Here is a 13,428-nt window from a genome sequence, read left to right on the forward strand (position 1 = left end):
AACAGTTTCGGCGCGGCGCGAGGGCGCGGCGGGGTGGATGGAAAATCCGCCGACAGCGGCCGCCGGCCCTGAAAAAAATCGCGCCGGAGGGGAACTTTTCATTTGCATGGCGGGTCTCAAGAGCATGAGCCCAGTTCGCCGCTCGCGCGGCTGGCCGACAGATGATAGAGGGAGCCACCGTGCAACAAGACGACACCATCATTTCCTTCGAGGCGGCGGCGGGTCTGCGCGATCTCGTGGTCGGCGAGGGCGGCGCCGACCCGGCGCTGGACCACCAGATCGACCAGCAGACCTTCCACATCCGGATGGCCAACTCGACCGGCCGGCGCGAGGCGGCCAGCATGCTGTTGAAGAAAATGTACGGCTGGCGCGGCTACGCCGTCGACCCGGTCAGCGCCCACCCGCTCAACAAGATCACGCTGTTCGCCGAGACCGGCGGCACGACGGTGGGCACCATGTCGCTGTGCCTGGACAACGCCTTGGTCGGCCTGCCGGCCGACGAGAACTTCCGCGACAAGCTCGACGAACTGCGCGAACAGCGCCGCCGCCTGTGCGAGCCGTCGCGCCTGGCGATCGACAAGGGCGTCTCGAAGCGGGTGTTCGCCGCGCTGATCCACATCTCCTACATCTACGCCCACAACATCCACCGCTACACCGACTACATCATCGAGGTCAACCCGCGCCATGTGATGTTCTACAAGCGCATGCTGGGCTTCCGCGACTTCGGCGGCGAGCGCCCCTGCACGCGGGTCGGCGCGCCGGCCGTGCTGTTGCGGCTCGAGCTCGACTACATGGGCGAGCAGATCCGCAAGTTCGGCGGGCTGATGGAGCAGCAGGCGAGCGAACGCTCGTTCTATCCCTACTTCTTCCCCACCTGGGACGAGCCGGGCATCACCTCGCGCCTGATGCAGGGGCGCGGTTAGCGCCATGGCGGCGCCACCCGGCAGCGCCGCCGCGGCGGCGGGCGCCCCCCCCGGCGAGGCGCTGGCGGCCGCGCTGGCCGCTTGGGACGGCCTGTTGGGCGCCGCCAGGGTGCGGCGCGACGCCGCCACGCTGGAGCGCTACGCCAGCAGCACCGGCTCCTGCGGCACGCGGCCGCTGGCCGTGCTGCGCCCGGCCACGGCCGCCGAGGTGGCCGCCGTGGTGCGCGTCGCCGGCCGCCACGGCCTGCCGCTGTATCCGCTGAGCACCGGGCGCAACTGGGGCTACGGCGACGCCTGCGCCGTCGCCGACGGCCAGGTCATCGTCGACCTGGGCCTGATGAACCGCATCGTCGAGGTCGACGCCGAGCTGGCCTACGCGGTGATCGAGCCGGGCGTGACGCAGCAGCAGTTGTCGCGCCACCTGGTCGAGCACGGCCTGCCGCTGTGGATGGACTGCACCGGCGCCGGGCCGGACACCAGCCTGGTCGGCAACGTCCTCGAGCGCGGCTTCGGCCACTCGCCCTACGGCAACCGCTACGCCAGCGTGGCCGGCATGCAGGTGGTGCTGGCCGACGGCGACATCGTCGAGACCGGTTTCGGCCACTATCCCGGCGCCCGCGCCACCCGCCTGTTCCCCTACGGCCTGGGGCCGCACCTGGACGGCCTGTTCACCCAGTCGAACCTGGGCATCGTCACGCAGATGGGGCTGTGGCTGATGCCGCAGACGGCCTGCGTCGAACACTTCATCTGCCGCGTCGAACAGCACGGCCGAATCGGCGCCGTGGTCGACGCGCTGCGCCCGCTGCGGCTCGACGGCACGCTGCGCAGCGTGGTCCACATCGGCAACGACCTGCGGGTGATCTCCGGCGGCCGGGTGTTTCCCGCCGAGCTGGCCGGCGGGCGCACGCCGCTGCCGGCCGAGGTCCGCCTGGCGCTGCGCCGCGCCGACGGCATCGGCGCCTGGACCGTCTCGGGCGCCCTGTACGGCAGCCGCGCCCAGGTGGCGGCGGCGCGCGGCGCGCTGCGGCGGGCGCTGGCGGCGGCCGGCCAGCGGGTCCAGTTCCTCGACCAGCGCAAACTGGCGCTGGGCGCCTGGCTGGCGCGCCTGCTCGGCGGCGCGGCGGGGCGCCGCCTGCGCGCCAAGGTCGCGCTGGGCGAGGCGCTGTTCGAGATGAACCGCGGCGTGCCGAACGGCCGCTTCCTGGCCGGCGCCTACTGGCGCCGGCGCGGCGGCCTGCCGGCCGGTTTTCCGCTCGGCGCCAATCCGGCGCTCGACAACTGCGGCCTGCTGTGGGTCTCGCCGGTGCTGCCGCTGCGCGGCGAGGCCTTGCTCGCCGTCCACGCGCTGGCCGAGCCCATCTTCGCGCGCCACCGCTTCGACCTGTTCGCCACCTTCAGCATGATCACCGAGCGCGCGCTGGGCGGCGTGTTGACGGTGGCCTACGACAAGGACGACGCCGACGAGGTGGCCCGCGCCAAGGCCTGCTACCTGCAGTTGTTCGACGCCGTCATGGCGGCCGGCTACATCCCCTACCGGGTCGGCCTGCAGTCGATGGACCGGCTCGACAACGGCGCCGACCCCTACTGGCGCGCCGTGGCGCGCATCAAGGCGGCGCTGGACCCGGCCTGCATCCTGGCGCCGGGCCGCTACCAGGGCGGCGGCGGGGCGCGCTAGCGGGCTGCCGCGGCCGCCTCAACGCGGCCGCAGCAGCTCGCGGATGAAGTTCGACGGGATCGCGTAGGTGATGCCGCTGGGGGTGGCGATGGCCGCCTCCTTCAAGCCCTTGACGTAGACCATGTTGATGACACCGTAGACCTGGCCGCTGTCCGGATCGTACAGCGGGCTGCCGCTGTTGCCCGGGTAGGCGGTGCCGTCGAGCTGGAACACGGCATAGGGCGAGCGCTGCAACTGGCCCACCAGCTTGACGTCGAGCTTGCGCGAACTGCTCGACGGCATCGCCACCGGGGTGATCGACGAGACCATGCCGCGGTGGGTGACGTGGTGCAGGCCCAGCAGCATGCCCAGCGGGAAGCCGGTGAAGGCCAGCGCGCGCCCCTCGGCGACGGCCGCCGAGTCGCCCAACTGCATCGCCGGCAGCGGCGCGCCGGCGATGCGCAACTGCGCCAGGTCGTGCTCGCGGTCGATGGCGACCACGCTGGCGGCGCGGAACTGCGCGCTCTCGCCCATCGGGATCAGCACGCCGAGCGTCTCGTTCCGCTCGGCGTTCTGCAGGTCCTGGATCACGTGGGCGGCGGTGATGACGCTGAGGCCGTCGCCGACGACGAAGCCGGTGCCGACGAAGTTGATCGCCGGGCTGCGCAGCTTCTGGAAGCTGCCGATGCCCACCACCGAGCGCTTGGCCGCCTCGATGGCGCGCGGCAGGTCGGCGGCGCCGGCGTGGCGGGCCGGCCAGAACAGCAGAAGGGCGATCAGACAATAGCGCATGGACGTATCCGTGGTGGTGGGGGCGGGGACAAGCAGGCACAGTAGCACACGGCCGGCGAACGCGGCGGGCGCCGCGGCGGCGCCGCGCCTAGAGCCGCGTCAGCACCTCCTTGACCTCGTCGCGGCGGCCGAAGTCCTTGCCGGCCAGCACCTTCTCGAGTTCGCTGCGCGCGCCGCGCCGGTCGCCCGATTTGAGCAGGCTCATGCCGAGATGGTAGCGGATCTCGCCCGCCTCCGGCGCCCGCTCGCTGGCCAGGCGCAGCAGCGGCAGGGCGCGGGCGTGCTCGCCGCGCTCGGCCAGTATCCAGCCCAGCGTGTCGAGCACGGCGGGCGTGGCCGGCGCCAGCTTGTAGGCGCGCTCGGCCAGCGCGACGGCGCGCCCGTCGTTTTGCTGCTGGTACAACCAGGCCAGGTCGTTGAGGGCGATCACGTTGGCCGGGTCGTCGCGCAGGATGCGCTCGAACTGCTCGCGCGCGGCCGGATAGTCCTTGTCGGCCAGCAGGCTGCTGGCCAGGTGCAGGCGGGTCGGCTGGTCGGCCGGGTGCTGGGCCAGCCAGTCGCGCAGCCGGGCGTTGCCCTGCGCCGTCCGGCCCATCGCCTTCAGGGCGCCGTGCAGCGGGATCAACAGCGGACCCGACGGCGCCAGGCCGAAGGCGCGCTGGTACAGCGCCAGCGCCGCCTCCGGCCGCTTCTGGGCCAGCAGCACGTCGCCCTCGAGCTTGTAGCCGAGCGGCGCCTCGGCGTGGCCGCGCTGCACCTCGCGCGCCAGCGCCAGCGCCGGCGCATAGCCGGCCTGGGCGGTCAGCAGCTGCACCAGCGCCGCCTGCGCCTGCGGCAAGTCGGGCTGCAGCGCCAGCGCCTTGCGCAGGCTGCGCACGGCGCCGGCGATGTCGCCGGCGCTCAGCTGGGCGGTCGACAGGCGCATCTGCACGGCGGCCGAGGCCGGTTGCAGCAGGGCCAGCTTGGCCATGCTGTCGGCCGCCGGCTCGAGCTGGCCGGTGGCGGTCTGCGCCTCGGCCAGCAGGGCCAGCGCGTCGGCGTTGCCGGGGTTGCTGGCCTGCAGCTTTTGCGCCTGCACCAGCGCTTTTTGCTGCTCGCCGCTGCGCAGGTAGAAGTGGGCCAGCAGCATGGCCGGCGCCAGCGCCTCGGGATTGTCCCGGGCGGCGCGCTCGAGCCAGACGCGGGCCTCGGCCGGCTTGCCCTGGGCGGTGGCCAGCTTGGCCAGCGCGCCGAGGATGGCGGCGTTCTTCGGCGCGCGCCGCAGCGCCGCCTCGTAGCGTTGGCGGGCCAGCTCGGGGTGCTTTTCCAGGGTGTCGAGCTGGGCCAGGTTCTCCAGCGCCGGCAAATAGAGTGGGTCGAGGGTCAGCGCGTGCTCGAAGCTGGCGCGCGCGCCGGCGACGTCGCGGCTGGCCAGCAGCACGCCGCCCTTCAGGTTGTGCACCAGCGGGTTGCCGCCCTGTTGTCGCTCCATCTGCTTGACCGCCGCCAGCGCCTTGGGGTAGTCCTTGGCGCGCAAATGGGTCAGCACCAGCAACACGCCGGCGCGGCCGCCCTTCGGCTCCAGGCTGGCGGCGCGCTCGAGCTCGGCGATGGCGCGGCCGCTCTCGCCCATGCCGATGCGGCTCACGCCGAGGGCGGCGTGCAGCATGGCCGCCTGCGGCGCCAGCGCGCTGGCCTGTTCGAAGGCGGCGGCGGCCTTGTCGAACTTGCGGCCCTGCATGTAGGCCTCGCCGGCCAGCGTCAGCAGTTCGACGTCGCCCTGGCGCGCCCCGCCGGCCGGCTCGAGCAGAGGCTCGAGCAGCTGGAGGGCCTGCTCCGGCGCGCCGTTCTTCAGGGCGACGGTGGCCATCAGCTTGCTGGCGTAGACCTGGCCGGGATTGGCGGCCAGAAACCTGGCCAGCTGTTGCTCGGCCTGTTGATAGGCGCCCAGGCCCAGTTGCACGGCGCCGCACAACAGCACGCTGGGCATGTGTTCGGGCGCCACCCGCAGCACCTGCTGCAACTGGTCGAGCGAGGCGGCCAGGCGGCCCTCGCGGAAGTCGATCAAGGCCTGGGTGTAGACCACCAGCAACTGGCCGGGTCCGGCCTTGCGCGCCAGCGCAAGGGCCGCCTTGGCCTGCTCGATCCGGCCGGCCTGCAGATGCAGGTTGGCGATGTCGACCTGGGCCTGGGCCTGCTCCGGGCGCAGACGGACGATCCGTTGATAGGCCAGCAGGGCGCCGGCGCTGTCGCCCTGCAAGCGCAGCAGATCGCCCTTCAGGCGCAGATGGTCCGGCTCGTCCGGATTGCCCTGCAGCGCCTGTTCGACCAGCAGCAGTGCCGCCTGCGGCTGGCGCCGCGCCAAGGCCAGGCGGGCCTGGCCGAGCAGGGCGCCGGCGTGGCCCGGCTGCCCCCGCAGCGCCTGCTCGAACAGCTTGGCGGCCGGCTCGATCTGGTTGCGGCCGAGCGCCGCGTTGCCGCGCAACACCAGATAGACGGGCTGGGCTTCGGTGTCGGCGAGCAAGGCGTCGAGCTGCTCGAACTGGCCTTGCTGCAACAGCGCGCGGCCCAGCGCCGGCAGCACCTGGGGCTTGGGCGCGCCCAGCGCCAGCGCGCGGCGCAACTCCTTGTCGGCCGACAACACGTCGCCCGTGTCCAGATACAGCTCGCCGAGCAACAGCCGCGCCGCGCCGTTGCCGGACTCCTGCTGCAGCACGTTCTTCATCTCGATGATGGCGGCGCGCGTCTTGCCCTGCTGTTGATACTGGCGCGCCTGCGCCATCTGGGCGGCGCCGTCGTGGCGGGCGCAGCCGGACAGCGCCAGCGCGGCGGCCAACACGGCCAGTGGCCAACAGCGCAGCGGCCGGCGCGGGCGGCCCGGCGGCCCGGCCCGGCGGGCGGGCGGCGCGCAGGCGGCGCCCGGTGGCAAGGGTGCGGCACCGGACGCGGCGGACAACTTGACCATGGTTTTCTCCCGCTCGGACTGTAAGCACTAGGGTAGGAAGAAGGCCGGCAGCGCTCGTTGATCCGGCACAAACAAGCTCGAATTGCGGCCCAAGCGGCGCGCCCTTGTGCCGCCTCAAGCGGGGCCGGCGGCGGCCCCGTAGAATCGCCTCAGGCGCTCGCCCCGCACGGGCGGGCGCCGCGCTGGCCAACCATCTGGAACGCGGGGGGACGATATGGACGTCGTGGCGGTAGTGGGTTTGGGATATGTCGGTTTGTCGCTGGCGGTGGCCTTCGGCGCGCGCCAGCGCACCATCGGCGTCGACCTGTCGGCGCGCAAGGTGGCCAGCTACCGGCGCGGCATCGACCCGGCCGGCGAGGTCGACGCCGCCCGCTTCGCCGCCGCCAAATGGCTCAGCATGGGCTGCGATCCGGCCGAGCTGGCCGCCGCCGACTGCATCGTGGTGGCCGTGCCGACGCCGGTCGACGCCGCCCACAACCCCGACTTCTCCGCGCTGGCCGGCGCCAGCGAGGCGGTCGGCCGCCACATGAAGCGCGGCGCCGTCGTCGTCTACGAGTCGACCGTCTATCCCGGCGCCACCGAGGAGGTCTGCATCCCCCTGCTCGAGCGCCACTCCGGCCTGCAGTGGCGGCGCGACTTCCACGTCGGCTTCTCGCCCGAGCGCATCAACCCGGGCGACCGCGAGCACACGCTGGCGTCGATCCGCAAGATCGTCGCCGCCGACGACGACGCCACGCTCGAGCGCGTCGCCGCCCTGTACGAGGGGGTGGTGGCGGCCGGCGTGCACCGCGCCTCGAGCATCCGCGTGGCCGAGGCGGCCAAGGTGATCGAAAACACCCAGCGCGACCTGAACATCGCGCTGATGAACGAGCTGGCGATCATCTTCGACAAGCTCGGCATCGACACCCAGGAGGTGCTGCAGGCGGCCGGCACCAAGTGGAACTTCCTGCCCTTCAGCCCGGGCCTGGTGGGCGGCCACTGCATCGGCGTCGACCCCTACTACCTGACCCACAAGGCCGAGATGCTCGGCTACCACCCGCAGGTGATCCTGGCCGGGCGCCGCATCAACGACGGCATGGCCAAGTACGTCGCCGAGCAGACCGTCAAGGAGATGGTGCGCGCCGGCCTGCGCCTGCGCGACTGTTGCGTCAACGTGCTGGGCCTGACCTTCAAGGAGAACTGCGCCGACCTGCGCAACTCCAAGGTCGCCGACCTGGTGCGCGAACTCGAGTCCTACGGCCTGCGCGTGCGGGTGCACGATCCGCTGGCCGACCCCGCCGAGGCCGAGCGCGAATACGCCATCGCGCTGTGCCCGTGGGACGAGCTGCCGGCCGCCGACGCCCTGGTCTGCGCCGTGTCGCACCGCGCCCTGCTGGCGCGGCCGCTGGCCGACTTGCTGGCCAAGGTCAAGCCGCAGGGCTGCTTCATCGACGTCAAGTCGCGCTTCGACCCGCTGGCCCTGCGCGAGGCCGGGCTGCGCCTGTGGCGGCTGTGATGGCGGCCGACTACGGCAACGGCGCGCCGGCCGAGTCGGCCTACCAGCGCGCCCGCGAACAGCTCGGCCAGCGCCGCCACCACTGGCTGGTCACCGGCGTGGCCGGCTTCATCGGCTCGAACCTGCTCGAGGCCCTGCTCGAACTGGGCCAGCGCGTCACCGGCCTGGACAACTTCCTCACCGGCCACCGGCACAACCTGGAGCAGGTGCGCGCGGCGGTCGGGCCGCGCGCCTGGGAGCGCTTCTGCCTGATCGACGGCGACATCCGCGACCTCGGCCAGTGCCGCCAGGCCTGCGCCGGCGTCGACTACGTGCTGCACCAGGCCGCGCTGGGCTCGGTGCCGCGCTCGATCGCCGAGCCGCTGCTGTGCAACGACATCAACGTCGGCGGCTTCCTCAAGCTGCTGTTGGCCGCCCGCGACGCCGGCGTGGCCCGCCTGGTCTACGCCGCCTCGAGCGCCAGCTACGGCGACGACGCGGCGCTGCCCAAGCAAGAGGGGCGCAGCGGCCGGCCGCTCTCGCCCTACGCCCTGAGCAAGTCGGTCAACGAACTGTACGCCGAGGTGTTCGCCCGCTGCTACGGCGGGCAGGCGATCGGCCTGCGCTACTTCAACGTGTTCGGCCCGCGCCAGGACCCCGAGGGCGACTACGCGGCGGTGATCCCGCGCTGGATCGCCGCGCTGATCCACGACCGCCGCCTGCTGATCCACGGCGACGGCGAAAGCAGCCGCGACTTCTGCTTCGTCGGCAACGTGGTGCAGGCCAACCTGCTGGCGGCGCTGAGCGACAACCCGGCGGCGCCCAACCAGGTCTACAACGTCGCCGTCGGCGCGCGCACCTCGCTCAACGAGCTCTACCTGATGCTGCACGGCCTGCTGGTCGAGCGCTTCCCCCATCTGCGCGACTACCGCCCCGACTATGCCGACTTCCGCGCCGGCGACGTGCGCCATTCGCAGGCCGACATCGGCAAGGCGGCGGCGCTGCTGGGCTACGCGCCCACGCACGACGTGGCGCGCGGCCTGCGCCAGGCGATCCACTGGTATGTCGGCAACCTGGGCCCGCCGCGCTAGCGCGCCCTTGCCGCCCTAGCCGGCGGACCGGGGCGGCTGCTTGCCGCCGCCGGCCTCGACGCGGCGGCCGCCGCCGCGGAAATCCACCGTGTCGAGCGCGACGGGCCGGCGCCACACCCGCGCCACATAGTCGAGCACCCGCTCGGCCTGGGCCAGGTCGAGGCCGCGGCCGTCGGCCAGGTGGTCGTGCGCCAGCAGCAGGCTGCCGTCGGCGTGCAGGCGCTTGACGGCGATCGACGGCGCGCCGTAGTGGTAGCGCGGCGCCAGGATGGCCTCGCGCACGGCCGCCAGGTCGCGGCTGGCGACCCGCGTCTCGCCGTCGACCCGGGTCTCGTAGACGAACAGCCCGAGCCGCTGCGCCAGCGCCTCGTCCAGGTAGTTGCGCACGAAGCCGAAGTCGTCCTCGTCGCGGCAGATGCGGCGCGCCTCGGCCATGCCGCGCTGCTCGACGATGTGCTCCCACATCGAAAAGCCCAGGTGGTAGGGGTTCAGCGCCAGCGCCAACTGGCGCTCGCCGCCGTAGGGGCGCACCACGTCCGAGTGCGACTTGATCGCCTCCAGGTACAGCGCGGGCGGCAGGAAGTGGGCCTCGCGCAGCAGGCGGGCGTGCCAGTACGAGGCCCAGCCCTCGTTCATGATCTGGCAGGCGTACACCGGATAGAAATAGTAGGCCTCCTCGCGCACGGCGAGGAAGATGTCGCGCTCCCAGTCGTCGAGCTCGGGCGCGTGGCGGGCGATGAACCACAACAGGTCCGACTCGGGCCACGGCGGCAGCGCCGGCGCCTCCGCCCGCGCCGGCGGCGGCGCGGCGGCGCCGGGCAGGGCCTGGAAACGGCGCTCGAAGGGGCCGGCGGCGCGCTCGACGGCGCCTTCCGGCGCCGCCGGATAGTCGGGCCGGTGCAGCGCGGCGTTGACGTCGATGTGCGGCTCGAGCGCCAGCGCGGCGTCGAGCACCGCCTCCACCCGCTGCTGGCCGTGGCGCGCCAGCGCCGCCTCGATGCGCCGCGCCCGGGCCGCGCTGCGCGCGAGGATGTCGCCGCCGGCCATCTGCATGAAGCGGGTGAACAGGGCGTTGTTGCGGGCGAAGTCGGCGTGGCCCAGCACGTGGGCGGCGACCAGGGTGTTCTCGGCCAGGCTGTTGGCGTCCATCATGTAGGCGCGGCAGGGATCGCCCGGGAACATCACCTCGAAGATGCGCGAATGGCCCATGTGCTGCTGCACCAGCTGGTGGATGTAGCGCACGCCGAAGGACCAGTGGCGCATGCGCACCGGCAGGCCGTAGACGGCCACCTCCAGCATGAAGTTGGCCGGCACCAGCTCGAAGTCGACCGGGTAGAAGTCCAGCCCCAGCGCCCGCGCCAGCGCGGCGATGCGCTCGGCGTAGCCGTCCAGCGGCGCCGGCATCATGGCCCGTCCTCCGCCCGCGCCGCGTGGCCGAGGAAGCTGCGCAGCGCCGGCCAGACGTCCGCGCCGCTGGCCAGCACGCTGCTGCCGACCGGCAGGCCGCGGCGGACCAGCTCGGCGCACAGGCGGTGCATCTCGGTGTCCACGCCGCGCCCGGCGCCCGGCACCGTCTCGGCGTAGGCCAGGTAGTTGAGCCGGCGCGCCAGCTCGCCCAGGCCCTGGCCGGCCGCCGCCCGGTCCTCGGTGAAGTTCTCGCCGTCGGAGGCGTAGAACAGGTAGCTGTTGTAGCGGCTGGCGGCGTACCGCTCGCGCAGCAGGGCCAGGGCCAGGCGGAAGGCCGACGAGGCGATGGTGCCGCCGCTGCCGCTGACCTGGAAGAAATCGGCCTCGGCGAACTCCCAGGCCTGGGTGGTGTGCGCCAGGAAGCGCGTCTCGACCTGGCGGTAGGCCCGCCGCAGGCCCTGCAGGGCGAAGAAGAAGAAGGTCTTGGCCAGGGTGCGCTCGGCCTCGCCCATGCTGGCCGAGGCGTCGAGCACGAAGAAGACGACGGCGCTGGTGCTCGGCCGCTTGCGCGCCGTCAACTGGCGGAAGCGCAGGTCCTCGTTGACGAAGGGCAGGGGGTCGTCCTGCACGGCGCGGCGCTTGATGGCCTCCTTGACGGTGCGGCGCCGGTCCAGCCGCGAGCGGGCGCCGCGCTTGTCCCAGCCCTCGCGCACCAGCTCCGGTTCGCTCAGCGGGCCGCCCTGGCGCGGTTCCAGCCGGGGCAGCTTGAGCTCGTCCCACAGCCAGTCGACGATGTCGTCGACGGAGAATTCGAGCAGCAGGCGCACGGCGCCCTCGGCGGCGCCGCCGCCGGACTCGCCGCCGGCGCCGTCGGCCGGCTCGCGCGCCGGGCGCAGCAGGTCGCCCGGCTGGCCGTCGCCCTGGCCGGCGCCGGCGGCGTGGCGCGCCTCGGCCAGGCGGAAGCGGGCGTGCTCGAGCAGGCGCACCGGCACCTGCACGGTGCGCTCGGCGCCGCCCGTCATCAGCTCGGGGCCGGCGATCAGCTCGGGCAGGTGGCCGCGCACCGCCTCGCGCACCTTGTCGTTGTGGCGCAGCCAGTCGCGCGCGCCGCGCGAGAACAGCTGGTACCAGTCGCTGGCGGGGGAGGACGGTTCGGCCATCGCGCCACCCCGCTCATTCCTGCGCCAGCAGGGTGGTCACGTAGTTGAGCGCCTCGCGGGCGCTGTGCGCGTCGTAGCCGTACTCCTCGACCAGGCGCCGCTCGACCGCCGAGACCTTGCTGCGCACCTCGTCGTCGGGCCGCTTGGCCGAGCTGACCAGGCGCAGCACGTCGCGCCGCTGCTCGAACAGGTATTGCTGGACGGCGTCGTTGAGCGGGGCGTGGCTGCCCAGGCCGAAGCGCTCGCCGCGCTTGAAGGCGCCCATCGCCTTGCGCACCACCTCCTGGCGGAACGACTGCTTGCCCGAGTCGGAGATGTGGATCTTCTCCTCGACGGCGCGGAGGAAGCGCTCGTCGGGCCGCCGCTCCTCGCTGGTGATGGGGTCCTTGACCTGGCGGTTGTCGAGCATCGCCTCGACCTCGTCGAGATACTTGCCGAGCAGCTCCTGGGCCTCCTGCTCGAAGGAGACGAACAGCGCCTTGTGGACGTCCTCCTTGACCCAGCGGTTGTAGAAGTCCTTGCGCGTGAGCACCAGGAAGTCGACCCAGCGGCGCTTGCGCTTGGGCTCGATGCGGGCGTCGTTCTCGATGCCGTCCTTGAGCGCCAGCAGCAGGTCCATCGTGCTCAGGCTGTTTTGCGCCGACTGGATGATGGCGTTCGACAGGGCGTTGATGACGAAGCGCGGCGAGACGCCCGACAGGCCCTCGTCGGGCGCCAGCTCGCGCTCGCGCAGGCGCCTGGCCTCGGCCTGGTTGCCCCCCTCGAGCTCCTCGCCGGCGTGCAGGCGCACCTTCTTGACCAGTTCGGCGTCCTTGTCGTCGCCCTCGCGCAGCCGGCTGAGGATGGCGAACACGGCCGCCGCGTGCAGCACGTGCGGGTCCAGGTGCACCTGGCGGAAGGCCGGCGCCGCCGACAGGATCAGCTTGCGGTAGATGCGCGCCTCCTCGCGGTAGTCCAGCGTGTAGGGCACCTGGACGATGACCATGCGGTCGAGCAGGGCCTCGTTCTCGCTCTCCTGCAGGAACTTGCGGAACTCGGCCAGGTTGGTGTGCGCCAGGATGGTCTCGTCGAGGTAGATCAGCGGGAAGCGCGAGACCTTGACGTTGTTCTCCTGCGTCAGGGTGAGCAGCAGGTAGAGGAACTCGCGCTTGACCTTGAGGATCTCGATCATCTCCAGCACGCCGCGGCTGGCGGCGTAGACGGCGCCCGACCACGACCAGGCGCGCGGGTCGCCCTCGTCGCCGTACTGGGCCACCTTGGACAGGTCGACCGAGCCGACCAGGTCGGCCAGGTCGGCGGTGGTCGGGTCGTGCGGCGCGTAGGTGCCGATGCCGCAGCGGCCGGCCTCGGCCAGGTAGACGCGCTCGACCGGCATGCGCAGGAAGTCGCCGGCGTGCTGCTGCTCGAGGCCGACGCGGCAGTGCGGACACAGCTCGCCGCGCACCTCGACGCCGTAGCTGTCGCGCAGTTGGCCGCGCAGGGTGTGCGGCACCAGGTGCAGCGGCGACTCGTGCAGCGGGCAGCCGGCGATGGCGTACAGCGCGCCGGCCTCGGTGTAGCTGTACTCCTCGAGGCCGCGCTTGAGCAGGATCACCAGCGTCGACTTGCCGCCCGACGGCGGCCCCAGCAGCAACAGCAGGCGCCGCCCCACCTCGGAGCCGGCGGCCGCCGCCTTGAAGTAGTCGGCGACGCGGGCGATCGCCTCGTCGACGCCGAACAACTGGTCGGCGAACAGGCGGCCGGGCGCGCCGCCGCCGGGCGCGGCGTCGCCGGTCCAGCGCAGCATGTCCCAGATGTATTGGTGCGAGTTGCGCGCCAGCAGCAGCGGCGCGCGCGGCAGGACCTGCGCCATGAAATCGGCGAAGCTGCCGGTCCAGTTGCCGACCCGGTGCTGCTGCGTGAAGGCGGCCAGGCTGTCGAGAAACTGCGCTTGGCGGGGCGCCGGCCCGGCCGGCGCTTCGGCTCGATTCATCGTCACGTTTC

General features: G+C 72.6%; 9 protein-coding genes. 4 read left to right on the plus strand and 5 right to left on the minus strand.

Features of this window, described 5'->3' with window-relative positions; translation table 11 throughout:
- The first annotated feature begins 179 nt into the window (after window positions 1-179).
- The gene (locus BM252_RS21150) at window positions 180-923 is read left to right on the plus strand and encodes an N-acyl amino acid synthase FeeM domain-containing protein (RefSeq protein WP_245774369.1); all 744 of its coding nucleotides are present in this window, start codon (window positions 180-182) and stop codon (window positions 921-923) included.
- 4 nt (window positions 924-927) lie between these two features.
- The gene (locus tag BM252_RS21155) at window positions 928-2,598 is read left to right on the plus strand and encodes an FAD-binding oxidoreductase (RefSeq protein ID WP_093389649.1); all 1,671 of its coding nucleotides are present in this window, start codon (window positions 928-930) and stop codon (window positions 2,596-2,598) included.
- An 18-nt stretch (window positions 2,599-2,616) separates the two neighbouring features.
- On the opposite strand, the gene BM252_RS21160 is transcribed toward BM252_RS21155, so the two are convergent.
- Window positions 2,617-3,369: a S1 family peptidase gene (locus BM252_RS21160; RefSeq protein WP_093389650.1), complete on the minus strand. Its 753-nt coding sequence runs from the start codon at window positions 3,367-3,369 to the stop codon at window positions 2,617-2,619.
- Between the two features lie 88 nt (window positions 3,370-3,457).
- A complete protein-coding gene (gene prsT, locus BM252_RS21165; RefSeq protein WP_093389651.1) occupies window positions 3,458-6,313 on the minus strand; it encodes an XrtA/PEP-CTERM system TPR-repeat protein PrsT in 2,856 nt (951 codons plus the stop codon).
- A gap of 214 nt (window positions 6,314-6,527) precedes the next feature.
- Between prsT and BM252_RS21170 the strand changes: the two genes are divergently transcribed.
- Together BM252_RS21170 and BM252_RS21175 are read left to right on the plus strand one after the other, a co-directional pair.
- Window positions 6,528-7,808 carry a nucleotide sugar dehydrogenase gene (locus tag BM252_RS21170; protein ID WP_093389652.1) on the plus strand — a complete coding sequence of 427 codons (1,281 nt, stop codon included), beginning with the start codon at window positions 6,528-6,530 and terminating at the stop codon, window positions 7,806-7,808.
- The gene (locus BM252_RS21175; protein WP_093389653.1) at window positions 7,808-8,878 is read left to right on the plus strand and encodes an SDR family oxidoreductase; all 1,071 of its coding nucleotides are present in this window, start codon (window positions 7,808-7,810) and stop codon (window positions 8,876-8,878) included. Before BM252_RS21170 ends, BM252_RS21175 begins: the two co-directional genes overlap by 1 nt.
- Window positions 8,879-8,893: 15 nt before the next feature.
- On the opposite strand, the gene BM252_RS21180 is transcribed toward BM252_RS21175, so the two are convergent.
- Genes BM252_RS21180 through BM252_RS21190 form a run of 3 tightly spaced genes read right to left on the minus strand, consistent with a single transcriptional unit; the run spans window position 8,894 to window position 13,417 of the window.
- Complete coding sequence (locus tag BM252_RS21180) at window positions 8,894-10,285, minus strand: SpoVR family protein (protein ID WP_217429941.1); 1,392 nt, start codon at window positions 10,283-10,285, stop codon at window positions 8,894-8,896.
- Window positions 10,282-11,445 (minus strand): DUF444 family protein, encoded by a 1,164-nt coding sequence (locus BM252_RS21185; RefSeq protein WP_093389654.1) that lies wholly within the window; start codon window positions 11,443-11,445, stop codon window positions 10,282-10,284. Before BM252_RS21185 ends, BM252_RS21180 begins: the two co-directional genes overlap by 4 nt.
- Before the next feature lie 13 nt (window positions 11,446-11,458).
- A complete protein-coding gene (locus BM252_RS21190) occupies window positions 11,459-13,417 on the minus strand; it encodes a serine protein kinase (protein WP_093389655.1) in 1,959 nt (652 codons plus the stop codon).
- Window positions 13,418-13,428 lie beyond the last annotated feature (11 nt).

The sequence above is a fragment of the Rugamonas rubra genome (assembly GCF_900114705.1).
Taxonomy (GTDB): Bacteria; Pseudomonadota; Gammaproteobacteria; order Burkholderiales; family Burkholderiaceae_D; genus Rugamonas; species Rugamonas rubra.

Bases quoted from the DNA above. Each gene is read 5' to 3' on its own strand.
- BM252_RS21170 (WP_093389652.1), top strand. From the start codon at position 6,528: ATGGACGTCGTGGCGGTAGTGGGTTTGGGATATGTCGGTTTGTCGCTG.
- BM252_RS21180 (WP_217429941.1), bottom strand. From the start codon at position 10,285: ATGATGCCGGCGCCGCTGGACGGCTACGCCGAGCGCATCGCCGCGCTG.
- BM252_RS21185 (WP_093389654.1), bottom strand. From the start codon at position 11,445: ATGGCCGAACCGTCCTCCCCCGCCAGCGACTGGTACCAGCTGTTCTCG.
- prsT (WP_093389651.1), bottom strand. From the start codon at position 6,313: ATGGTCAAGTTGTCCGCCGCGTCCGGTGCCGCACCCTTGCCACCGGGC.
- BM252_RS21175 (WP_093389653.1), top strand. From the start codon at position 7,808: ATGGCGGCCGACTACGGCAACGGCGCGCCGGCCGAGTCGGCCTACCAG.
- BM252_RS21190 (WP_093389655.1), bottom strand. From the start codon at position 13,417: ATGAATCGAGCCGAAGCGCCGGCCGGGCCGGCGCCCCGCCAAGCGCAG.
- BM252_RS21160 (WP_093389650.1), bottom strand. From the start codon at position 3,369: ATGCGCTATTGTCTGATCGCCCTTCTGCTGTTCTGGCCGGCCCGCCAC.
- BM252_RS21155 (WP_093389649.1), top strand. From the start codon at position 928: ATGGCGGCGCCACCCGGCAGCGCCGCCGCGGCGGCGGGCGCCCCCCCC.